The organism is Mesorhizobium sp. BR1-1-16 (assembly GCF_020165495.1).
In the GTDB taxonomy this organism is placed as follows: domain Bacteria; phylum Pseudomonadota; class Alphaproteobacteria; order Rhizobiales; family Kaistiaceae; genus Kaistia.
The window spans coordinates 147,738-170,049 of record NZ_JAIUIE010000005.1; the positions used below are offsets into that span (position 1 = coordinate 147,738).

At 64.6% G+C, this 22,312-nt stretch carries 17 protein-coding genes; 8 read left to right on the forward strand and 9 right to left on the reverse strand.

The genetic code is table 11. The features are described 5' to 3' along the window. Positions 1-26: 26 nt before the first annotated feature. Positions 27-1,034 (reverse strand): LacI family DNA-binding transcriptional regulator, encoded by a 1,008-nt coding sequence (locus LB518_RS13300; protein WP_224577997.1) that lies wholly within the window; start codon positions 1,032-1,034, stop codon positions 27-29. A gap of 307 nt (positions 1,035-1,341) precedes the next feature. Here LB518_RS13300 and LB518_RS13305 point away from each other — a divergent pair, with 307 nt between their 5' ends. The 4 genes from LB518_RS13305 to LB518_RS13320 all read left to right on the forward strand — a co-directional run bounded on the left by LB518_RS13305 (position 1,342) and on the right by LB518_RS13320 (position 5,838). After that, positions 1,342-2,655, forward strand: coding sequence for an alpha-L-fucosidase (locus LB518_RS13305; RefSeq protein WP_224577998.1), 1,314 nt, complete (start codon positions 1,342-1,344; stop codon positions 2,653-2,655). 110 nt (positions 2,656-2,765) lie between these two features. Continuing rightward, a complete protein-coding gene (locus LB518_RS13310) occupies positions 2,766-3,995 on the forward strand; it encodes an ABC transporter substrate-binding protein (RefSeq protein WP_224577999.1) in 1,230 nt (409 codons plus the stop codon). Positions 3,996-4,064: 69 nt separating this feature from the next. After that, positions 4,065-4,994: a carbohydrate ABC transporter permease gene (locus LB518_RS13315; protein ID WP_224578000.1), complete on the forward strand. Its 930-nt coding sequence runs from the start codon at positions 4,065-4,067 to the stop codon at positions 4,992-4,994. Next, complete coding sequence (locus LB518_RS13320) at positions 4,984-5,838, forward strand: carbohydrate ABC transporter permease (protein ID WP_224578001.1); 855 nt, start codon at positions 4,984-4,986, stop codon at positions 5,836-5,838. Before LB518_RS13315 ends, LB518_RS13320 begins: the two co-directional genes overlap by 11 nt. 75 nt (positions 5,839-5,913) lie before the next feature. Here the strand turns inward: LB518_RS13320 and LB518_RS13325 are convergent, their stop codons facing one another. From LB518_RS13325 to LB518_RS13340, 4 genes are all read right to left on the reverse strand, one after another. Further along, positions 5,914-7,971 carry an alpha-amylase family protein gene (locus LB518_RS13325; protein WP_224578002.1) on the reverse strand — a complete coding sequence of 686 codons (2,058 nt, stop codon included), beginning with the start codon at positions 7,969-7,971 and terminating at the stop codon, positions 5,914-5,916. Between the two features lie 422 nt (positions 7,972-8,393). Continuing rightward, on the reverse strand, positions 8,394-8,936 hold the full coding sequence (locus LB518_RS13330; RefSeq protein WP_502845832.1) for an Isoquinoline 1-oxidoreductase subunit: 543 nt from the start codon (positions 8,934-8,936) through the stop codon (positions 8,394-8,396). A 142-nt stretch (positions 8,937-9,078) separates the two neighbouring features. Further along, the gene (locus LB518_RS13335) at positions 9,079-9,594 is read right to left on the reverse strand and encodes a (2Fe-2S)-binding protein (protein ID WP_224578004.1); all 516 of its coding nucleotides are present in this window, start codon (positions 9,592-9,594) and stop codon (positions 9,079-9,081) included. Further along, complete coding sequence (locus tag LB518_RS13340) at positions 9,591-12,356, reverse strand: xanthine dehydrogenase family protein molybdopterin-binding subunit (protein WP_224578005.1); 2,766 nt, start codon at positions 12,354-12,356, stop codon at positions 9,591-9,593. Before LB518_RS13340 ends, LB518_RS13335 begins: the two co-directional genes overlap by 4 nt. A 331-nt stretch (positions 12,357-12,687) precedes the next feature. On the opposite strand from LB518_RS13340, the gene LB518_RS13345 reads away from it, so the two are divergent. Beyond that, complete coding sequence (locus LB518_RS13345; protein ID WP_224578006.1) at positions 12,688-14,520, forward strand: heavy metal translocating P-type ATPase; 1,833 nt, start codon at positions 12,688-12,690, stop codon at positions 14,518-14,520. Here LB518_RS13345 and LB518_RS13350 read toward each other — a convergent pair whose 3' ends face one another. The 4 genes from LB518_RS13350 to LB518_RS13365 all read right to left on the reverse strand — a co-directional run bounded on the left by LB518_RS13350 (position 14,521) and on the right by LB518_RS13365 (position 19,274). Further along, the gene (locus LB518_RS13350; RefSeq protein WP_224578007.1) at positions 14,521-15,540 is read right to left on the reverse strand and encodes a zinc-binding alcohol dehydrogenase family protein; all 1,020 of its coding nucleotides are present in this window, start codon (positions 15,538-15,540) and stop codon (positions 14,521-14,523) included. It lies immediately after the preceding gene. A gap of 106 nt (positions 15,541-15,646) precedes the next feature. Next, positions 15,647-16,621 (reverse strand): ABC transporter permease, encoded by a 975-nt coding sequence (locus tag LB518_RS13355; protein WP_224578008.1) that lies wholly within the window; start codon positions 16,619-16,621, stop codon positions 15,647-15,649. A 12-nt stretch (positions 16,622-16,633) separates the two neighbouring features. Then, a complete protein-coding gene (locus LB518_RS13360) occupies positions 16,634-18,175 on the reverse strand; it encodes a sugar ABC transporter ATP-binding protein (protein ID WP_353619955.1) in 1,542 nt (513 codons plus the stop codon). A 106-nt stretch (positions 18,176-18,281) separates the two neighbouring features. Beyond that, on the reverse strand, positions 18,282-19,274 hold the full coding sequence (locus LB518_RS13365) for an ABC transporter substrate-binding protein (protein WP_224578009.1): 993 nt from the start codon (positions 19,272-19,274) through the stop codon (positions 18,282-18,284). 327 nt (positions 19,275-19,601) lie between these two features. Here LB518_RS13365 and LB518_RS13370 point away from each other — a divergent pair, with 327 nt between their 5' ends. From LB518_RS13370 to LB518_RS13380, 3 genes are all read left to right on the forward strand, one after another. Then, positions 19,602-20,510 (forward strand): GntR family transcriptional regulator, encoded by a 909-nt coding sequence (locus LB518_RS13370; protein ID WP_224578010.1) that lies wholly within the window; start codon positions 19,602-19,604, stop codon positions 20,508-20,510. A 235-nt stretch (positions 20,511-20,745) separates the two neighbouring features. Continuing rightward, on the forward strand, positions 20,746-21,432 hold the full coding sequence (locus LB518_RS13375; RefSeq protein WP_224578011.1) for a GntR family transcriptional regulator: 687 nt from the start codon (positions 20,746-20,748) through the stop codon (positions 21,430-21,432). Positions 21,433-21,455: 23 nt separating this feature from the next. Further along, complete coding sequence (locus tag LB518_RS13380; protein WP_224578012.1) at positions 21,456-22,250, forward strand: SDR family NAD(P)-dependent oxidoreductase; 795 nt, start codon at positions 21,456-21,458, stop codon at positions 22,248-22,250. Positions 22,251-22,312: the final 62 nt, after the last annotated feature.

Sequence of the window (22,312 nt, forward strand, 5' to 3'; positions counted from 1 at the left end):
GGAAGGCAACCGCCGGCGCCCGCTTCTCACACACGCAGATCGGCGCAGGACTCGCCGAGGATAATCTTCGGCGGCAAGATCATGCGCCGCGGCGGGATCGCGGCCTGATCACGGCTCTCGATGCGTTCGAGCAGCCATTTGATCGCGACCGCCGCGAGCTCGTGCAGAGGCTGGATCGCAAAAGTCAGACGCGGCTTGACCAAACCCATCCACGGCACGTCGTCGATGGTTGTCAGCGAAATGTCCTGCGGACAGCGGAAGCCGAGATCGATCATCGCCTGCAGCGCGCCGAGCGCCATGACATTGTTCGACGCGAGGATCGCCGTCGGGCGCTTCGGCCCGGTCAAGAGCCGCGTGGTTTCACGATAGGCGACGTCGCCCTCGTAATTCGCGATCAGCATCAGATCCTCGTCGATCGGCAGGCCGGCTTGATGCATCGCCGCAACGAAGCCCTCGCGGCGACGCTCCGTCGTCCAAAGTCCCGGCTGGCCGCCGATGAAACAGATCTGCCGATGGCCGAGACGCAGCATGTATTCGGTCAACATCCGGGCGGCGAGTTCATTGTCGGTGCCGACATAGTCACGCTCAAGGCCCGGGACGAACTGGTCGAAGGTGACGAGCGGCACGTCGATGGCTTCCAGATAGGCGCGATATTCGGGGCCTGTTCCTTGCGGGTTTATCAGCATGCCGGCGACGCGCTGCGCCTTCAGAAGCTCCAGAACGGTCTGCTCCCGCGCGACTCCATGCGTGTTGGAGACGATGATCGCCCGGTTGGCGGCAAGCGCGTGTTTCTCGATGACCGTCAGCCAGTTGCCGAAGAATGGATTGGTGATGTCGCCTGGGACCAGCGCGATCAGGCGGCTGCGGCCGCTCTTCAGGCTCTGCGCCAGCAGGTTGGGGGAATAGCCAACCGCGCGCGCTGCATCGGTGATACGGCGCTTCGTCTCGTCACTGACCCTCCCCTCGTTGAAGGCGGCGGAAACGGTCGAAATTGAAACGCCGGCTCGTTTCGCCACATCACGGATGGTCGCCATCTTGTCCCTTCGGTTCGAACCGTTTCGATCGACGTTTTGCCAGTGTTCCAGAGACTAGTCCATGCCGGCACCGCACACAAAATGCTACTGTTTGTGCTGCATTGCGAAGAGATACGAGGTTCGCCGCGCTGCATTTTCGGGGATTGCCAAAGCTCGGCATTGGATGCTTAGTTCAGTTTGTCGAAACGGTTCGGCAACCACCGTTCGATGGACCGCCCCTGCGAAGGGCCGGTTCGGGAGGGTTTGGCTGCCGTCTTTGCGGCCCAGAATTCGGGGCCGGCCGACGGCTGCGTTGGAGGATGAGACGATGGCGTCCGATCTTCGGTCTCTGGCCCTGCCGGAGGACAAGAAGGCGTGGTTCACGCATGACCGGCTTGGGATGTTTGTTCACTGGGGCCTTTATGCCCTGCCGGCCCGGCATGAGTGGATCAAGAATTACGAGCAGATCAGGGATGAGGACTACCAGACCTATTTCGAGCATTTCGATCCCGATCTCTATGACCCGGTAGACTGGGCGCGCCGCGCCAAGGCAGCTGGCATGAAATATGTCGTGCTGACCACGAAGCACCATGAGGGCTTCTGCCTCTGGGATAGCAAGCACACGGACTACAAGGTCACCAATACGCCCTACGGCAAGGATTTGCTGACGCCCTTCGTCAATGCCGTCAGGGCTGAAGGATTGCGGGTCGGCTTCTACTATTCGCTGATCGACTGGCACCATCCGGATTTCCCGATCGACCCGCATCATCCTCAGCGCAACGCGCCTGACGCTGCAAAGCGCAATGAAGGCCGCGACGTCAGCCGCTATGCCGCCTATATGCGCGACCAGGTCCGCGAATTGCTGACCGGCTTCGGCAAGATCGACGTCATCTGGTTCGACTTTTCCTATCCACAGCGCGAACTGAACGGCCTCAAGGGCAAGGGCCATCTCGACTGGGAGAGCGAGGCGCTGGTTCGGACCGTGCGCGAATTGCAGCCGGACATCATCATCAACAACCGGCTCGACCTTGCCGGATTGCCGCCCGACATCGTGACGCCCGAGCAATATGTGCCGCGGGCCTGGCCCGAGCGGAACGGCAAGCGTGTCACCTGGGAAGCCTGCCATACGCTGTCGGGATCCTGGGGCTATCACCGCGACGAAGCCACGTGGAAGAGCCCGGAACAGCTCGTGCAGCTCCTCATCGACAATGTCGCGATGGGCGGCAACCTCTTGATGAATGTCGGGCCGACCGCGCGCGGCACGCTCGACCACCGTGCCAAGGCAGCGCTCGAAGTCTATGCCGACTGGATGGCAGTGAACGGGCGCAGCATCTATGGCGCCACGGAATCGAAGCTGCCGGCGCCGCGCGACTGCCGGTACACGCAAAACGGCAATCGACTCTATCTCCATATCTTCAACTGGCCGTTCCGCCACATCCATCTCGATGGCCTCGGCGGCGGCAAGGTGGAATATGCCCAGTTCCTTCATGACGGCAGCGAGGTAAAGTGGCTGCCGCCGTCGGAGCTGACGCTCTGGAGCAATACGGAGATGGAAATCCGCTCCGACTCGCTGACGCTCGAGCTGCCGGTCAGGAAGCCGCCCGTCATCGTTCCCGTGATCGAGATTTTCCTGAAGGCCTGAAAGGGCCGATCGCTGCGGGGCTCCGGAGAGGTCGGCCGCCCCGACAGCCAACAGCAAGAGCCGCATGAACGGCCTGCGTGATGATCGCCTGTCCAGCTGGAGGAAATCGAATGGACATCTTGAAGAATGCCGCCCGGCTTGCCGCCGCGGCGGGTTGCGCGCTGGTGATGAGCACCGCCGCGCGCGCCGAGCCGGTGACACTGACCTGGTTCATGTGGTCCGGGTCGGATGCCGAAGTCGCAGCCTGGAAGCATGTTGCCGGGCTCGTGACCGAGAAATATCCCGACATCACCATCGAGTTCCAGACGGCGTCCTGGCCGGACTACTGGACCAAGCTGCCGGCGCTCGCTGCCTCCGGCCAGTTGCCGGACATCATCAGCCTGCAGAGCATGCGCACGCCGGGCTTCGCCAATCTGTTCGAGCCGCTCGACGCCTATGCCAAGAAGGACAGCTTCGATCTCGGTGAATTCGATACCTCGATCATCAACGGCCTGACGGATGACGGCGGTCTTCGCGCACTGCCCTACGATTTCGGCCCGATGGTCATGTTCTACAACCAGGACATGTTCCAGAAATACAAGGTCGAGGAGCCCAAGGTCGGCTGGACCAATGACGACTTTCTGAAAGCCGCCAAGGCCCTCACCGTCGATGGCAACTACGGTACGGCCCAGTCCGTCCCCGACGTCTTCTTCGCCTATGCCCGCTCGGCCGGCGCGAATTACCTGAAAGACGGCGAACTCGACCTGACCAATGAGCCACTCAAGGCGGCCTTCCAGAGCTATGTCGATGTCGTCGCCAAGGACAAGGTCGCCCCGCTCTTCCCGGCCAGCGGCACGCCATCAGGCGCGCAGGCCAATGGCCGCTTCGTCGCCGGTTCAGTCGGCATGTATGTCGATGGCCCGTGGAGCCTCATCAACGTCAAGGACTCCGTGAAGTTCAAGGTCGGCATTGCGCCGCTCCCGGCCGGCGCCGCGGGCAGCATCAGCCTGTCGGCGGGCTCGGGCTTTGGCATTTCCAGCTCCAGCAAGCACAAGGACGAGGCCTGGAAGGCGCTTCAAGTGCTGACCGGCCCGGAAGCCGAGGAGTATCTCGCCTCGAACGGCCGCGCCTTCGCTGCCCGCAATGCCCAGCAGAAGTTCTGGTACGATTCTGCTGCCAAGGGCGTTGCGAACGCTCAGGCCACCATCGAGGCGGCGCTGAAGACGGCGGAGCCGTACAAGACCACCGCCGAGTGGAACACCGTCTCGCAGCTGTTCGAACAGTATGCGCCGCTCGCCTTTGCCGGCTCGCAATCCGCCGGCACGACGCTCGACCAGATCCAGCAGCTCTCCACCCAGTGATCTGATGGATCCGCGGGGCGGTTCCTCCCGCCGCCCCGCGCCCTCCCACAGGTAAAATGTGAGGATTGCATGCAGTCGAAGCCGTCGGCAGCCCCGTCACGGGCCGGCACGGGTCGTGCGAAAGCGATGTTGAGGGACGATCGCAGGGCCGCCTTCTGGTTCCTGCTGCCGAGCTTTCTCGGCCTTGCCGTCTTTCTGCTGCTGCCGCTCGCAGCCTCCCTGGCGCTGAGCTTCACCAATTGGCAGCTCATCGGCCAATCGAAATTCGTCGGCTGGCGCAACTACGTCAATCTGCTGACCATCGATCCGAGCTTCTGGCAGATCCTCCGCAATACGTTCCATTTCACGATCGAATATCTCGTCCTCAACATCGTGATTTCGCTCACGATGGCCGTCTGGATTTCCAATTTGCGTTGGGGCAAGCGGTTCTTCCGGCTGATCTTCTTCCTGCCGACCTTCACACCTCTGATCGGCTCGGCGATCGTCTGGCTGCTGATCTTTACGCCGGGCGGCTTTGCCGACTGGTTCTTCTCGGCCCTGCACCTGCCGATCCCCAATCTCCTGACGAGCCCCGACTTGGCCATCCAGGCGATCGTCATCGTCTCGCTCTGGTCGGGCTTCGGCTACAACCTGCTCTTGTTCGGCGCGGCGCTCGAGGCGATCCCCAGCACCTATCTCGATGCCGCCGCGATCGATGGCGCCTCGTCCTGGCAGCGCTTCTGGCGCATCAAGCTGCCGCTCATCTCGCCGACATTGTTCTTCGGCACGGTGATGACCGCGATCACCAGCCTGCAGGTGTTCGACCAGGTCTATGCGCTGACGCGCGGCGGTCCCGGCTCCGCGACGGCGACTCTCGGCTTCTCGATCTACCGGACCGGCTTTGCCGCCTACAAGATGGGCTATGCCTCGGCGATCGCCTGGGTTCTGTTCGTCATCATCATGGCCCTGACGATCCTCCAGCTCCGCGTTCAGCGCCGGTGGGTGCATTATGACCTCTGAAACCCTCGGACGCTCACAAGGCCAGCGAACCGGCAGCTTTCTCCTTCATGCCGGGATGGTGCTGGCCGCGCTCGCCTTCCTGTTCCCGTTCTTCTGGATGGTTACCAACGCGATCCGGCCGAATGCCGAGGTGCTTGCGGTGCCGCCGCAACTGCTGCCGAGCGACTGGCAGTGGTCCAACTTTGTCTATGCCTGGCTCTATCTGCCGTTTGGCCGCTTCTTCCTCAACAGCATCATCGTCGCCGGCGGCATCACAATCCTGACGCTCGCAGTCTCGAGCATGGCCGCCTATGCCTTCGCCCGGCTGCGGTTTCCCTTCAGCGGCAGCCTCTTTGTCGTCTATCTCGCGACTCTGATGGTGCCGCAGGCGGTGATCGTCATTCCGCTCTTCCTGATGATGAGCTGGCTCGGCTGGATGAACAGCTTCCAGGGGCTGATCCTGCCGATGGCCTTCTCGACCTTCGGAACCTTCATGCTGCGGCAGTATTTCCTGCAGATTCCGAAGGAACTCGAAGAGGCGGCGATGATCGAAGGCTGTTCGCGCCTGACAATTTTCCTGCGCATCATCCTGCCGCTGTCGCGGCCGATGCTGGGACTGCTCGCCCTTTTCACCTTCACCGGGCAGTGGAACTCGTTCCTGTGGCCGCTGATCATCGTCAACGGCCCTGAATATTCGACGATACCGCTCGGCCTGACGCTCTTCCAGAGCCAGCAAGGCGTGCAGTGGAACTACATGATGGCCGGTTCGACGATCTCGATGCTGCCCGGCATCCTGCTGACGCTGGCGCTGCAACGCTACATCTTCAGCGGCATCGCCATGGGCTCGGGCTTCGGCGGACGCTGAAAGAAGCCCGCCAGAAAACCGCAGCCATCACTTGAAGATAAACGGCGCCGGCCGAAGCCGGCGCCGCAAGGCCGATCAGACGCCCTCGAGAACGAGCGCGCTGTGAATATGCAGGCGCGGCAGCGTCACCTGCACCCGGCCGTCATCCAGCATCCGCCAGTCGACATCGGCGCCGGTCATGGCGTCATAGATGCGGCCGGGCTTTGCCGGCAGGCGGAGGCTCGCCGTCACCGGCCCGATGGCCGGAATGTCCTCGATCATCTCAAGAACACGCTTCTGGCCACGCTCGAAGGCTGTCGGCACAGCCTTGCCGCGCACCTGCGGCGAGCCATAGAGAAGATGCAGGACGTGCCGGTTTTCCGCCGCTTGGTGGGCGAGCGCCACGCGGCCCGACGAGGGCAGATCGGTCTCCAGCACCGGATCTGGCATCAGCCGGCGGATCAGGCCGCGCACGATGTACTTGTAAAGCGGCTGCCCATAGGCGTGGTACATCTCGAAGATCGGGAAGGCGATATAGCCGATCCCGCGATATTCCGTGACGCCCGCGCCGATCGTGCCGGCGGTCGGATCATCAGGCGTGTGCTGGTGCGAGCAATAGTGCCGGTAGGTCCGATTGAAATAAGACGGCACGATCGAGGCAAGCACCGTTGCGGCGCCGCTGACGATCGTCTCGCCTGTGCCATACATGACGAACGGCGATGCCGGCAGACCGGCGTCGAGAGCGTCCGGATCGGCCCGAAGATAAGACGGGTTGAACGCGACCGGCCCCTTGGCTGCCTCAAGCCCGAGATCGAGGGCGAACCCGTCGTCGTTGAGGCCAGAGGTTCCCGACAGGATCAGCTTGCCGCCCTTTGCGACAAAGGAGTCGAGCCGCGCCGCCAGTTCGGCGTCGATCGGGATCGAGTCCGGCAGGATCACGAGACGGTAGGGATCAAAGGACGCTGTTCCATCGAGCACGTCGAAGGGCAGCTTCAGCTCCTGCAGCATCTGCGCCGCGCCGTCGTCGCTCTGGTTGTTGCGCGCGCCGACGGGGTGATAATATTCGGCCGCGAGAATGGCGATCTCCGACACCTGCTTCGCGCCTGCAAGGTAAGGCTCCAGCTTGGCAATCCGCTCATAGGCCGGCGCAATCGACTTGTAGGTGTCGTGATTGATGGCGCCGTTCGGATGCAGCTGATCGCCGACCAGGCATTTGGCGCCGAGCGCGACCATCTGTGCCGTCTCATAGATCAGCGCCTGCTGGCTCTTGAAGCCGCCGAACTCGCCCCATGATGTGTGGAACTTGCCGGTCTGACCAAGGAAATCGAAGCCGAGCGGCGCGGCATAGCGGGCACTCGACGGGAAGTGATCATAGCCCCAGCCGCCGGTCGGCAGGCTTTCGAGTTCGAGATGCGAATAGGTCGCGAAGCGCTTCTGACCCTGCTTGTGGATATGGCCGCAATTGTAGAAGACGCGCAGTCCTGGATATTCGGCGAACAGGGCATCCGAGATATAGCGGCGGAACTCCTCGTTGACCGCCTCGTCATTCTTCAGCCGGTCATCGGCATTCTCGGGGTCGAGGCCTTCGGCGATCATGCGGCCGATGCAGGCCGAGCAGACGCAGCCGGGCGTCAGCACGATGTCGAAGAAAAGGCCCGGCGTCTTGTAGTTCGACGCCACTTCGCGCGCCTGGGCGAGGATATAGTCGCGGAAGCCCTGATGGTTCAGGCAGATCGTGTGCCAGGCCGGGCTCAGCTGCTTCAGGCTGGAGATATCGTCCGGCTTATCGTGCTGGAAATGATTATCGGCGGCCATTACCCGCCATTCCGGATGCTCGCGCGCCGTCAGTTCATCCCACTGCACGGAGATATAGACCGGCACCTCGATATCCGCGGCGGCGCAGGCCTTGATCATGTCGCCCATCAGGTCCGGCCGCGTCATCTGCGGATGCGGCTTGCCGACCTTGGTCGGATAATACGACCAGCCATGATGGCATTTGGCGAAGACAGTGATCGAATCGACATTGGCCGCCTTCAGCGTCGCGACGAAGTCGTCCGGATCGAAGGCGGAACCAACGCCCGGAATATGTTCCGATGTGTGGAAGTCGAGATGAATCTGGCGGTAGCGCAGCGGCTTGAACGGCGTCGCGGGCATTTCTTTCCCCTCGAGACTGTGTTGTCGGCGCCCGGAAAGGCGAACCCTCCGGCGGCGAATGGTGGACCGAACGGGCGCCGACCGAAGGTCTGGCTGTCCGTTGCCCCGGGTCGATCGAGACGAGCAGGAAATCGGGGCGAGCGCGCCGGGGCGCCGCCCAATTCCGCTTCTCGCACGCTCCTCCCAGAAGCGTTCGAAGGCAAAGGCAGTGATGCCTTTGCCTCAAATGAAACGATATCAACTAACGATGGCGATGAGAAGGCGGAGGGGCGTGTTTCAGCGACTCGACCGTGCTTTTGGCGGAGAAATTGGCCGAGGCAACGGCCGCGGCGGAAGGCCCTTGCCGAGCGCAGGCAACGCGGCGCACAGGCGCCGGGCTGACATCATTGATTGCCATAGGCCGCCGGGCACCCGGCCGCCATTCAGGGACAGGCAGCGCCGCTCTTGACCCAAGCCGCGACCAGGGCGCCAGCTTCCTTCTGCGTCCCGGGCGCCGGCGTGCGGCCGACGCCGGGGTGCCAGGCCCAGCCAACCAGCGTATCGGCGCCAATATGGTCGATCAGGTCCTCGGGTGTGCGGCCACCATTGCGCGCCGGATCCTTGATCTGCTGGCAGATTTCGGTGAGCGTCCTGCCCTGCCAGCCCATTTCGATGGGCGCCAGATGCCAGGCGGGATGGCCCGGAATGCGGCCCGGATCGAAATTCGCGCCCTGATGGCAGGTGCTGCAGCGCATGCTGACGAGACCCATGCCGTCGGGACCGCGGAACACCGGCGGCTCATGCGGCCGCATCGTGTCGCCCTGGCTTGGGCGGTTGCCGACCGGATGACAGTTGAGGCAGCGCGGGTTCTGCAACACCTTGCCGAGTTCGGTGAAATAGGCGGCCGACCGCTGCACCGGATCGGTGATCGCGGCGAAGCTCTCGGGCGAGGCCAGCGTTCGCGACGCGTCGGACGAGACAGCCATTCCGGTCGCGGCGAACACCAGCGCGTTGGCGAGCAGCGGCACCAGGAGCAGGAGCAACCATTTCGGTCTCGTCATCGCTTCCTCCGCGGCACGCCGCTCATTCCAACTCATGTCGAAGAGGCCATTCGGCCCAAGCCGGCCGTCAGATCAGATAGCGATCCGCACCGGCGAGGATCACGGCGCGAACCGCCTCGTGATATTTGACATAGCCCGTGCAGCGGCAGAGATGCCCGTCGAGCGCCTCCGCGATCACCGTCTCGAGCGTCGCGCGCGGCACCGGCGTCTTTTCGAGCCGTTCCAGCAGGACCTGGCTCTCGTTGAGAAAGCCCGGCGTGCAATAGCCGCACTGGAACGAAAAGTGCTCGATGAAGGCGGTCTGCAGCGCGGTCAGAACACCGTCCTTGGCATGGCCTTCGATGGTGCGGATGGCTTTGCCATCGAAATTCACTGCCGGAACGACACAGGTCGGGTTGGTGTGGCTCGAACCATCCGGCATGTCGACGATGACGGCGCAGCTGAGGCACTGCGCGGCGCCGCAGCCGAATTTCGTCCCGGTCATGCCGAGTTCTTCACGCAGGAAATCATTCATCGTGAGGTCGTCGCGGACCTCGAACGGGCCGAGCGCGCGGCCGTTGACGCTGAGCGACAGGGTCGTCACGCGAGCACTCCCTTGATGTGAGCCGCCGTCACCGGAAGCGCGGCGAAGCGGTGGCCGGTCGCGTCGAAGATGGCGTTTAGTAGACCCGGCACCACCGGGATCATGACGACCTCGGCCATGCCTTTCGGCGGCTCCTTCGGCGAAAGCGGCGGCAGGATCTCGACCTCGAGATCGTTCACCGGCAAATCGGAGGCACGGGCGAGCCGGTACTGGCCAAGATTCCACTGCCCGTTGCCCGGGCCGTCCTCGAACGGTGGCAACGTCTCCAGCAGCGCGTAGCCGACACCCATGGCAAAGCCGCCCTGTGCCTGGCCTCTCACGACTTCCGGCACCAGCGCCTCGCCGCATTCCAGCACGCTATAGGCCTTGGCGATCCTGACGATACCGGTGGCCCGTTCGATCTCGATGCGCACCAGCGTACCGCATAGCGAGGTGAAGGCCGTGCCGATCCTGTTGTAATCGGCCGGCGGGAACGCCACGGCGCTCCGTTCGATCGGTTCGAAATCGCCATCCCCGCGCCGGATGGCGAGCGCATCAATATCGGCCGTCACATCCTCGCCTCCGACCGTGAAGGTCGCCTGCGCCCAGGCCCAGCGCGAGAACGCATGCGCCATCGTTCCGGTAATGCCGTTCATGGCGTGCGCCTTGGCGGCGATCGCCTTCAGGGGCAGCGGCGATAGGCCGGACATCAGCAGCATGCCGTCCTGCCAGAACGCCTCGTCCCACTGTTTGGCGCGCGGATCGTTCTGCGGGATGCCCCAGATCGCCAGCGCCGCCGGCCACAGGCCGAAGCGAAACAGCACCCGTGCTGCCTCGGCGGCAGCCTGCGTGCCCACATGGGCGCCGATCGACGCGCTGGTCGCCGAGCTGATCGCGGGCACCCAGCGGGGATTCTTCGCCGCCTCATCCTGCGCCGCCTGCGTGGTGCTGTAGGCGTCGCCCGAAGTGAACAGACCGAGGGCATCGAAGGCATCGATCTCGGACACGCCGACGCGATCGGCAACCACGCCGAGATGCGCCGCGACGCGGTTGGCGATCGCCGTGCCGATGCCATTGCCCATCTCGACAGCGTCGCCATGCACGGAGACGCGGCCCTCCGCATCGATCTCGACCCGGCCGAGCGAGCAATCGGCGCCAGTGCCGTAATCCTTCGTACAGACGGCGACGCCCGTGCCGACGAGGAAACCGGGTTTGGCGGCTGCCTTTTCCATGGCGCGATCACGCCAGATCGGATGCGCCTCGAGCTTCGCCAGGATCTCCGGCGTGCGCACCGAAACGGAATAGGGATTGCCGGTCATGGTCCGGCCGCCGGTCGCCAGCGCATTGCGGCGGCGGAACTCGATCGGATCGAGCGGCAGCGCGGCGCAGACTTCGTCGACCAGAACCTCGATCGCCGTCATGGTCTGCAGCGTGCCATAGCCCCGCATCGAGCCGGCGGTTACGCCGCGCGAATGCAGCGCCACCGTCGTGACATCGACTTTCGGGATCGAATAGATGCCAAGCGCACCCGTGGCGCCGACGACCGCGACGCTCGCCGAATAATTGGCCATGCCGCCGCCGTCGAGGACGTGGTCGGCCGCGAAACCGGTGATCAGCCCGCTCTTCCGGTCGACGCCGATCTCAGAATGCATCTTGAAGGCATGGCGCTTCACACCGCCCTGGAATTGCTGGAAGCGATCATGGGCGAGCCGCACCGGCCGCCCGGGAAGGAACAGTCCCGCCAAGGCGATATAGAGCGAGAACGGCGTATGGTCCTTGCCGCCGAAGCCGCCGCCGACATACGCGAACTGCGCATTGATCGTAGCCGGCTTGTGATCCGCGTCCGCCTCACCGAGGAGGAACGCGATCGCTGAAGCCGCCTCGAAGGGCGATTGCACACCCAGCACGAGTTCGAGATTGCGCTTCGCCGGATCGTACCAGGCGAGGCCGCATTCCGGCTCCAGAAACACGGGATCGATCGACTGGGTCTCGAAGTCCTGCTGGATCACCAGCGTCTCGGGATCGGGCGCATCGAGCTCGGCGCGGATCGCGTCCCCGAACGTCGCGCCCTTCACATATTCTCCGCCCTTGGCGACCGGCAGCGGCTTCCAGATCGGCCGGCCCGTACTTTCGAAGAAGCCGGGACTGACCCAACCCTCCTGGATCGGCGAATAGAGATCCGGTCCATCCGGCGTCGGCCCGGCAACGCGCGTGAAGCGGAACGCGCCGTAGTTGGGTCCTTCGGTCGGACCCGTCTCAGCGCCAAATTTGAGGTAGTTGCCATCGCGAAGCGCGACGCGGACCCGATCGAAATCATCGAAGCTCGCAAAGATCAGCAGCGCCAGCGGCTGTCCGAGAAAGAACGGCGTCTTGCCGACCGGACAAAAGAGATCGCCAGCGTAGAATTCCGGTACGCGAGCCCCGATCCGCGCGACATCCTCCGCCGTCACCACGACGGTCGGCTTGGCGATCAGGGACAGACGATCGAGATCGATGCCCTCATAGATATGGCTCGCATCGGGCGAGCGGACGAACAGCGCATGCGCCGTCTCGCTCGGCCAGCCCGGCATGTCCGCGGCACGAAAGTCCGAGGCATAGAGCTTGGCGCCGGTCACCTTGGCGACGCCGTCGACACGGCCGAGCCTCGGCCTTGCGACACCGCGCCCCGGCAGCGTCTCGCGAGATGCAAAGCTCGGCGCATCGGCGCGTGCCATCGGCGTCACCGCAACCGCGATCCCGCTGGCCATCATCAGCTTCACGAAATCCCGTCGCGAAGGCCTCATCCGCTCCACCCCCTCGCGCCCGCCTGTGGCGCACATCGCCGACGGCCGGAATCGCTCCGTCACCTCGGCAATGAACGTTAGAGAAGCTCCAGACGGCACGCCATGGCCACAAGTCTCAGCGCGCGAATAAATGCTACGCGGAAAGCACCTCCACTCGGGCCCGCCAAGATGTAGGCAACGGATCGCCTTCCTTCTTCTCAGCGGGTTCCAGGTCCTAGCGGGAAGGCGGCCCCCTCACCCATCGATTGATCCTCCGTCTCATTGATCTGGCGCATGCCGTGTTGCTTGAAGATATTCCAGACTAGTGACGTCCTGAGCCGAAGGGGTCGACATGATGGCGCTGCGAATGCCGGTTTCGGGTGGCCGGCTCGGCTTGGTGGCGGTCGCGCTGTTAGGGCTCATCGCGGGCTGTGCCGGCCTTTTGCTCGGCGCGACCTGGGCTGGGACTGTCTTCGCGCTGGCGACCGTTCCGGTGCTGGCCGCCCTGCTGGTTGAAATCGCCGTCAGCCTTCGAAAGGGTGATGTCGGGCTCGACATCGTCGCCGCGCTTTCGATGTCGGCGGCGCTCGCCTTCGGGGAGCCGCTCGCTGGCAATGTCGTCGCGCTCATGTATGCCGGCGGGCAATTGCTGGAGAGCTTTGCCGAGGGCCGGGCCCGCCGCGAGATGACCGCGCTTCTCGGGCGCGTCGCCCGAACCGCCATGCGGTTTGCCGGGGGCCGGCTCACCGAGGTGCCGATCGAAACCCTCCGCACCGGCGACGCTATCCTCATCCGGCGCGGCGAGGTGGTGCCGGTCGACGGCATCCTGGTCTCCGAGGCGGCTGCATTCGACCAGTCGGCACTGACCGGCGAGAGCCTGCCAGCCACGAAGCATGCGGGCGATGAAATTCTCTCCGGCATCACCAATGCCGGCGACGCCGTCGAGATCAGGGCGACACATCCTGCGGCCGAGAGCACCTATGCCAGCATCGTCCGTCTCGTCGCTGGCGCGGCTGCGAGCCGGGCACCGAGCCTTCGCATCGCGGACCGCTACGCGATCGGCTTCCTGGCGCTGACGCTCGCCATCGCAGGCATCGCCTGGCTGGCATCGGGCGATGCGATCCGCGCGCTTGCCGTGCTGGTGGTGGCGACGCCCTGCCCTCTGATCCTGGCGCTTCCCGTGGCCATCATTTCCGGCATGTCGCGCGCCGCGAAGAATGGCGTTCTGATCAAGACGGGCGGCGCACTCGAAGCGCTCGCCAATGTCCGAACGGTGATCCTCGACAAGACCGGCACGCTGACATTCGGCATTGCCAGCGTGACCGCGATCCGGTCGGCCGGACGTTTCGAGCCGAACGAGTTGCTGCGCCTCGCCGCCTCGCTCGACCAGGCGTCTGGCCATGTCGTGGCCGCAGCGCTCGTCGCCGAGGCGAAACGGCGCAGCCTCGCGCTCGCGGCGCCCGCCGATGTGAGCGAGGATCCCGGCGCTGGGCTGACTGGCACCGTCGCTGGCCATAGCGTCGCTGTCGGCAGCCTCGCCTATGTGCTCGACCACAGCGGCGGAACGGCGGCAGGGCTCGACGACGGCATCGAGGCGGGCAGCGCCATCGTCGCGGTGGCGGTCGACGATTGCTTTGCTGGACTGATCCTGCTTGCGGACGGACTCCGGCCGGATGCCCCGGCGATGATGGCGGTGCTCGGCCAGTCCGGCGTCGACCGGATCGTGCTCGCCTCGGGTGACCGGACCGAGATCGTCGTCGCCGTGGCTGGCGCGCTGCCGGTCGACGCAGTCTTCGGGGACCTTTCGCCAGCCGACAAGCTCGCGCTTGTGCGCCGCGAAGAGGCGCGGGCGCCGACCTTGATGGTCGGCGACGGCATCAACGACGCCCCGGCGCTTGCCGGCGCCAGTGTCGGCGTCGCGATGGGCGCGCGCGGCGCCGCCGCGTCATCCGAGAGCGCCGATGTCGTCCTTTTGGTCGATCGCGTCGACAAGCTGGCACTCGCGCTGCAGATCGGCCGGCGAACGCGGCGGATCGCACTCGAAAGCGTGCTTGTCGGGCTCGGCCTTTCGGTCGCTGCGATGATCTTCGCGGCGTTCGGCCTGCTGCCGCCCGTCGCCGGCGCGCTGCTTCAGGAAGCGATCGACGTCGCGGTCATCCTCAACGCGCTCCGGGCGCTCAACTGATCAGACGCCAATATCGATGATCGCCTTGATCAGGCCTTCCTTCTGATGCGCCCAGCGCGGCAGATCCTCGACGACGCCGGGAAGCGTCGTGCGATGCGTCGCAAGCGCCGCCTGCGAGACGAGGCCATTCCGCATCGAGGTCATCACATGCTCGAAATCGGCGCGCGTCGCATTGCGGCTCCCGATCAGCGTCATCTCGCGTTTGTGGAATTCGGGGTCGGCAAAGGAGATGCGATCCTTGACGACGCTGATCAGCACATAGCTCCCGCCATGCGCCACCAGCGTGAACCCCGCCTCGATCGCCTTGGCATTTCCGGTTGCGTCGAACACGGTGCTGAACCCCTCGCCCCCGGTGTGCGCCATCAACTGCGCCTCGGCATCGGCGCCGGTCTCGAACACCGACGTGAAGCCGAGCGTGTCGCGGGCAAAGGCGAGCCGTTCGGCGCTGGAATCGAGCAGTGTCACTTCGAGCCCGGCAATCCTGGCGAAGATGGCCGCGCCGAGCCCGATCGGGCCGATCCCGACAACGAGTGCGCGCTGGCCAGGTTCGGGACGCGACCGCCGGACGGCGTGGGCGCCAATCGCGAGAAACTCCACCATGGCCGCATCGCGCAGCGACAGCCCGTCGGCCGGATAGAGATTGCCAGCCGGCATGACGATGCGCTCGGCCATGCCGCCATCGCCATGCACGCCGAGCACATTGATCGACATGCAGCAGTTCGGCTTGCCGTTGCGGCAGGCGATGCAGTGGCCGCAGGAAATATAAGGATTGATCACCACCGGCGTGCCGATTTCGAGATCGACGCCCGCGCCGACGGCGGCAACGACGCCCGAAAGCTCGTGGCCCATCACCCGCGGATAGGCCAGGAACGGATGCTTGCCCTCGAAGATATGATAATCGGTGCCGCAAATGCCGACATGGCGGATATCGACCGCGGCTTCGCCTGGACCCGGCGCCGGCGGCAGCGGACGATCGACGAGTTCGAGCCTGCCGGGCTCAAGGCATAGAACGGCTTGCATGAAGAGACTCCCGGCCGGCGTCTGCAGCTGACGCCGGCGCATGTGACACAATCGGACTTGAGCACACTAGAGGCGCTGATCGCCATTCGGGACGCAGCAAATCGTCCTAGCGGCCGCGGCGGCGCAACTGGTCGAAATAAACGATGACGATGATCAGGCCGCCGGTGATGATGCGCTGCCAGAACGAGTTGACGTTGAGCAGATTGGCGCCGTTGTTGATCGTGGCCAGGATGAACGCGCCGATCAGCGGCCCATGCACCGAGCCGACGGCCCCGAACAGGCTGGTGCCGCCGATCACCGACGAGGCGATCGCCTGCAATTCCCAGCCCTCCGCCTGCGTTGCATTGCCGATGCCGATGCGCGTCGCAAGCAGCACGCCGACAAAGGCGGCGCAGATCGAGCACAGGGCATAAGCGAGGTAGATCACGCGGTTGACCCGCACGCCGGACAGGCGCGCCGATTCCGGATTGGAGCCGACGGCGAAGAGATAGCGGCCCCAGCGCGTGTGATTGAGGAACACATAGGCCGGAATCGCAATCACGACGACCATCCAGAACAGACTGGGAATGCCGAGGAAATCGAGGGTCGCGAACCGGGTGAAATCCTCGTTCTGGATCGAGATGGTGGAGCCATTGGTCATCAACAGGCCGATGCCGCGCAGCGAGGTCAGCGTCGCCAGCGTGATGATGAAGGGTGGCAGGCCCATCTTGGTGATGCCGAAGCCGTGAAAGAGGCCGATGCCAAGCCCGACCAGCAGCGTGATCAGGATCGACGCCCAGACTGGAACGCCGGCCTGCAACAGGAGCGCGATCACCACCGTTGAAAATCCGACGACCGCACCGACCGAAAGGTCGATGCCGGCGGTAATGATCACGAAGGTCTGGCCGACGGCGAGAATCGCGATCATCGCCCCCTGGCGCATCAGATTGGGGATGTTGCGATCCGTGAAGAAATTCGGCGTCGCGAAGGCGAGCACGACCCAGAGCAGGACCAAAAGGCCGAGCAGCGTCAGCGCGAACAGGAAATTATAGTTGCGTCTTGGCTGAGCGGCCTTGGCCGACGCGGCATCCACCGTTGACATCTCGTACTCCCCCTAGACGCCGATCGCCTCGGCGAGGACTTCTTCATGGCTGGCGCCGCGGAAGCCGTTGGTGCCAACCAGCTGGCCGGCGCGAAAAACATGCAGCGTGTCGGAGAGTTCGTACACTTCCGGCAGATAGCTGGAGATGAGCAGGATACCGGCGCCCTCCTTGAGCAACTTGGCGAACAGGCGGTAGATCTCGGCCTTGGTGCCGACATCGACGCCAACCGTCGGTTCGTCGAAGATGAACAGATCGGCGCCGTGATTGAGCCATTTGCCGATGACGATCTTCTGCTGGTTGCCACCCGACATGGACGAGGCGAGCGACTTGCGGCTTGGCGTCTTGATCGAGAGATCCTTGATCTGCTGGTCGGCGCGCCGCGCCTCCTCGCGGCTCGAGATGATTAGGCCGCGCGAGAGGCGGTCATAGATCGGCAGGCTGAGATTGAGGCCGATCGGCAGGTTCAGATTGAGACCCTGGTCACGACGGCTCTCGGGCGCCAGCGCGATGCCAAGCCCGATCGCGGTCCGCTCGTCGGCGATGTCGACCGGCTTGCCCTTCCAGAAAATCTCGCCGGCAGTCTTCGGATTGCGACCGAAGACGCTCAGTGCGAATTCGCTGCGGCCGGCGCCGATAAGGCCATAGAGGCCGACGATTTCGCCGCGCCGAACGGTGAGGGAGACATCCTTGAAGCCCTTGCCCGAGAGATTGCGGGTCTCGAGCAGCACCTCGCCGAACGGAATGTGTTCCTTGTGGTAGATCTCGTCAATCGTGCGATTGATCATCATCGCGACGAGCTCGTTGTCGTTGGTCGCTGCTATATCGCGCGTACCGACCATCAATCCGTCGCGCAGGACCGAGACACGGTCGGCGATCTCGAAGATCTCCTCCATGCGGTGGGAGATATAGATGATGGTGACGCCTTCCGACTTCAGACGCCGGATGAGCGCAAACAGCTGCGCAGCTTCCTGGCGTGTCAGATAGGCAGTCGGCTCGTCGAAGATCAGGAACTTGGTCCCGCGCAACGCTGCGCGCGCCGTCGCGACCAGCTGCTGCTGGCCGATCGTCAGCGTATCGAGCTGGACGCCGGCGGGCAGATTGAAGCCCATGTCGTCGAGGATGCGCTGGGCGGCGCGTGTCATGTCGCGCTTCTGCAGCAGGCCGAATTTCACGGTCTCGTCGCCGAGAAAGATATTGGCCGCGACCGTCAGGTGGCGGCAGAGCACGACCTCCTGATGCACGGCATTGATGCCATGGTCGATCGCCTCCTGCGGATTGGCGAGCCCGACCGGGGCTCCGTTCCAGAGCACATCGCCGCCGCTGCGCGGTATCACGCCGGTCAGGAGCTTGATCAGCGTCGACTTTCCAGCGCCATTCTCGCCGACGATGGCGTGGATCTCGCCGCGGCGGAACGCAAGGCTCGATGGCTTCAACGCCAGAACCGGTCCGTAGCTCTTTTCCAGATTGCGCAGTTCGAGGATCGTGTCGTCGCCCGAAGCGGGCGCCGCGTTCCCGGATGCGGGAGCGGCTGCGGCAACGCCTGATACGCTCATGGTCTCGTCCTGCTCAAGGAGCGGCGAAAGCCGCATCGGCCAGGAGGCTGGCCCGTCGTTGGTTTGGCGCGCCCCCCCCCCCCCCGGGGCGGCGCGCCGCGTCGCCTTACTTCACCTTGGGATTGAGAAGAGCCGCGTTCTTCGGCTCGTCCATATTCGCCTTGGTGATGAGATTGGCGCCGGTATCGACATTGGCCTCGACCTTCTCCTTCTTGGAGGCGGCAAGCGCGGTCTTCACGCCGTCATAGCCCATCCGGTAGGGGTCCTGGACGACGAGCGCCGCGATGGTCCCGTCCTTCAGGAAGCCGACCAGCTTGTCGTCGTTGTCGAAGCCGATCAGCGCGACCTTGTCGGCCACCTTGTTCTCGGCGATCGCCTGGCCCGCGCCCTGCGCCATGATCAGGTTCGAGGCGAAGATGCCGACGAGGTTCGGATTGGCGGTCAGGAGGTCGGTCGTGATGTTGAGGCCGGTGGTGGCCTGGCCGTCGGCGACCTTGTCGGCGACCAGCTTCAGCTCGGGATATTTCGCGAGCTCTTCCTTGAAGCCCTTGGCGCGCTGGTCGAGCGAACCGACGCCCGGCAGGGCGGTGATCATGGCGACGTCGCCGGCTTCCTTGCCGGTCTTCGCCTTGACGGCGGCGGCAAGGCCGCGCGCGGCGACGCGGCCGCCCTCGACATTGTCCGTCGTAAGGAACGACGTGAAGGCCTTCGAATCGGCGGCGCTATCGATGCCGATGATCGGGACCGACTTGGCGGCTTCGTCGATCGGCTTGCCGAGCGCCTTGAACTCGGTCGGCGAGATGACGATCGCGGCCGGCGCGCCGGCGACGGCGTTCTCGAGGATCGTGATCTGGCCGTTGATGTCGGCTTCGGACTGGGCGCCGAGCTCGGGCACGTTGACGCCGAGATCCTTGCCGGCCGCGCGAGCGCCCGCCAGAACGATCTGCCAGTAGAACGACGTCGTATCCTTGACGATGATCGGGATCGTCACATCGGCAGCAGCGGCGGGACCCGCCTGCATCAGGCCGGCAGCCACCACAGCCGCGCCGGCCATCAGGCCAAGACCACGGCGGGTGACGCTCTTGTTGTTGAAAGACATTGGTTTCCTCTCCCTAGAGCGCGTGCTCCACCCAGGACGTAGTTCAGGACGCGCTCGCCTCTGCTACGTCTTTTATCGTTATAAGACTGCGGCAGCGATCTAAGACATAGACGACGCAGCTTTGCAATACGAGATGATACTCTCCATTCGGGGGAAAATCTGCCGCGAATGCTTTGCAGAGCAACAATTCGCATCGACGGAATTGTGCGATGCAAAGAGCATCATGCTTGTTATCGATAACAGACCAGATATGTTCGCCCGAACCCGGGCGGCTGTCCCTCGGTGCCTTTCGCCACGATACGACCGTGGCCGCATTCATGGTTGCCGATGAGCAAGCGCGATACCGTCTTCAAGGAGGCCTACAACGCCAGCCTCGGCATGCTGGAGGTCGGCGCCGTTCTTCCCTCCGAGGCCGAGCTCGCTCGCCGCCTTGGCATCAGCCGCACCACCGTGCGCTCGATCCTCGACGCGCAGGCCGCGGCCGGGCTGATCGCGTGGAACCAGCGTCACAAGGAGGTGCTGCGACCGCCGGAGCCGGACGACTATTTTCCCGCCGACGAGACCGACACCGTGTCCTCGATGGTCGAGCGCGCCTTCATGCGCCGCGTGCTCTCGGCCGATGCGCAGCCGGGCAGCCAGTTCAATGAATCGGACTTTGCGCGGGAGGTCGGCGTCAGCACATCGGCGGTGCGCGAATTCCTCATGCGTTTCAGCCGCTTTGGTCTCATCGAGAAGCAGCGCAATCGCCACTGGGTGCTGAACGGCTTTACCGAGGCCTTCGCGCTCGAATTGTTCGAGGTGCGCGAGATGTTCGAGCTGCGCTCGGCGCGCGCCTTCGTGCGGCTGCCGCGCGACAACCCGGCCTGGTCGGCCCTTGATGCCATCGAGGCTGAGCACAGGGCCTTTCTCGGTCAGCCGGGCGCCCGGATGCGCGCCTTTCCGGACCTCGACGACCGCTTCCACCGGCTGATCCACAGCGCGTCGCACAACCGCTTCATCACGGACTTCTATGACGTCATCTCGCTGATCTTCCATTTCCATTATCAATGGAGCAAGGCGGACGAGATCGACCGCAACGCAACCGCGCTCCGGGAGCATCTCGACTATATCGGCGGGCTCCGCTCGGGCCATGAACTGGATGCCGAATTCTACTGCCGCAAGCATCTCGCCTCCGCCCGCCTGACCCTCCTGCGCGCCATCAAGAGCCCGCATGTTCCGCCGCCGGACGGAACCTGAGAGCCGTTGCGGCCGAACCGCTGCCGGAACGATCAACGCGCGGTCTGGCGAAGCCGTCGTTTTCCTCACCATCCGGCATCGCCGTCCATGCCCACCCCAAGCGCCGCAGGATTATTGATATACTAATCGACATTTTGATGTCGTTTCGTCATGTTGCCGAAGGCGCGCGCTCTGGCTATTCGTCGGAAACCGCACGGATGATCGCGCGGGAGGCGCAGCGAGGGGATGACGGGACATGGCGCAGGCGGGGCTGACGCTGATGAAGACGCGCTCGACAGCCCAGAGCGTCTATGAGCTGCTACGCGGCGAAATCATCATGAATGCCTTGAAGCCGGAGGAGGCGATCCGCGAGAGCGCCATCGCCGAGCGCCTCGGCGTGTCGCGGACCCCTGTGCGCGAGGCGCTGCTTCGCCTCGCCGATCTCGGCCTCGTCGATATCTTTCCGCAGAGCGGCACGCGCGTCGCACCGATCCGCATGGGCAAGGTCCGCGCGGCCCAGCTGATCCGCGAGGCCGTGGAGGTGGAAGTCGTCGGTCGGGCTGCCGGAGCCGCCACCGCCGCCGACATCAGCCGCCTCGACATCATCATCGACGACCAGATCAGGGCGAGCGAACGCGGCGACATGCGCCGCCTGTTCGAACTCGACGAGGATTTCCATCGCGCGATCTTCACGATTGCCGGTTGCCTCGATGCCGCGGATGAACTTGAGGACGTCAAGCTGCATCTCGACCGTCTGCGCTATCTCTCGGTCGACTGGCCGCGCAGCGCCAGCCACATCGTCGCCGAGCACCGCATGATCCGCGACGCCATCGCGGCAGGCGACGCAGCCGCGGCGGCGGCTGCGATGCGCACGCATCTTCGCGCCATCCTGGTGCCGCTCGACCTGATGTCGCGGCGCGCCGAGGCTGCCGTCGCTGGCTGAAGACATTTGGGAGAAGAAACGACATGACGACCAAGGGCGAGTTTGACGGCAAGGTGGCGCTGGTGACCGGCGCAGCGATGGGCATCGGCGGAGCCGTCGCCGAACTCCTCGCCGCGCGTGGCGCCAGCCTCGTGCTCGTCGATCGCGACGCCAAGGCCCTCGCCGCCATGGCCGAGCGAACCGGGGGCGAGGCCGTGGCCGGTAACATCGCCGATCGCGCGACGCTCGAAGCCGCGATCGACCGCGTCCGCAGCCGCTTCGGCCGCCTCGATGTTCTTTCGAACAATGCCGGCATCCAGCGCTACGGTACGCTCGAGACGACGACCGAGGCGATCTGGGACGAAGTGTTCGACATCAACCTGAAGGCGATCTTCCGGCTGTCGGCCCTCGCCATTCCGCTGCTGCGCGAGTCGCGGGGCGCGATCGTCAACATGGCCTCGGTGCAGGGCCTCGCCTCGCAGGCGAATGTCGTCGCCTACACCGCCGCCAAGCATGCGCTGATCGGACTGACGCGCGCAGCGGCCGTGGACCATGCGCCGGAAGGCATCCGCGTCAATGCCGTCGCACCGGGCTCGGTCGATACGCCGATGCTGCGCGCCACCATTGCCATGGCGGACGATCCGGCCGCCCTCAATGCCGCCATCGACGGCATGCATCCGCTCGGTCGTCGCGCCGCCGCCAGCGAAATCGCCGAGGTCGTCGCCTTCCTGGCCTCGGACCGCGCGTCCTTCGTGACCGGCGCCGTCTATGTCGCCGATGGCGGCTTGACCATCCCCCTCGGCGGTGCGCCGAAGCCTGCCGAGACGTCGCGCGGGTAAGACACTGCGAATCATACCAAGCCGGCTTCCGGAAATCCGAATCCGGCTTGGTTTGACTGCGC

Bases quoted from the DNA above. Each gene is read 5' to 3' on its own strand.
- LB518_RS13365 (WP_224578009.1), bottom strand. From the start codon at position 19,274: ATGTCTTTCAACAACAAGAGCGTCACCCGCCGTGGTCTTGGCCTGATG.
- LB518_RS13370 (WP_224578010.1), top strand. From the start codon at position 19,602: ATGAGCAAGCGCGATACCGTCTTCAAGGAGGCCTACAACGCCAGCCTC.
- LB518_RS13310 (WP_224577999.1), top strand. From the start codon at position 2,766: ATGGACATCTTGAAGAATGCCGCCCGGCTTGCCGCCGCGGCGGGTTGC.
- LB518_RS13350 (WP_224578007.1), bottom strand. From the start codon at position 15,540: ATGCAAGCCGTTCTATGCCTTGAGCCCGGCAGGCTCGAACTCGTCGAT.
- LB518_RS13305 (WP_224577998.1), top strand. From the start codon at position 1,342: ATGGCGTCCGATCTTCGGTCTCTGGCCCTGCCGGAGGACAAGAAGGCG.
- LB518_RS13315 (WP_224578000.1), top strand. From the start codon at position 4,065: ATGCAGTCGAAGCCGTCGGCAGCCCCGTCACGGGCCGGCACGGGTCGT.
- LB518_RS13320 (WP_224578001.1), top strand. From the start codon at position 4,984: ATGACCTCTGAAACCCTCGGACGCTCACAAGGCCAGCGAACCGGCAGC.
- LB518_RS13360 (WP_353619955.1), bottom strand. From the start codon at position 18,175: ATGAGCGTATCAGGCGTTGCCGCAGCCGCTCCCGCATCCGGGAACGCG.
- LB518_RS13380 (WP_224578012.1), top strand. From the start codon at position 21,456: ATGACGACCAAGGGCGAGTTTGACGGCAAGGTGGCGCTGGTGACCGGC.
- LB518_RS13330 (WP_502845832.1), bottom strand. From the start codon at position 8,936: ATGGCTGTCTCGTCCGACGCGTCGCGAACGCTGGCCTCGCCCGAGAGC.
- LB518_RS13300 (WP_224577997.1), bottom strand. From the start codon at position 1,034: ATGGCGACCATCCGTGATGTGGCGAAACGAGCCGGCGTTTCAATTTCG.
- LB518_RS13340 (WP_224578005.1), bottom strand. From the start codon at position 12,356: ATGAGGCCTTCGCGACGGGATTTCGTGAAGCTGATGATGGCCAGCGGG.
- LB518_RS13325 (WP_224578002.1), bottom strand. From the start codon at position 7,971: ATGCCCGCGACGCCGTTCAAGCCGCTGCGCTACCGCCAGATTCATCTC.
- LB518_RS13355 (WP_224578008.1), bottom strand. From the start codon at position 16,621: ATGTCAACGGTGGATGCCGCGTCGGCCAAGGCCGCTCAGCCAAGACGC.
- LB518_RS13345 (WP_224578006.1), top strand. From the start codon at position 12,688: ATGATGGCGCTGCGAATGCCGGTTTCGGGTGGCCGGCTCGGCTTGGTG.
- LB518_RS13375 (WP_224578011.1), top strand. From the start codon at position 20,746: ATGGCGCAGGCGGGGCTGACGCTGATGAAGACGCGCTCGACAGCCCAG.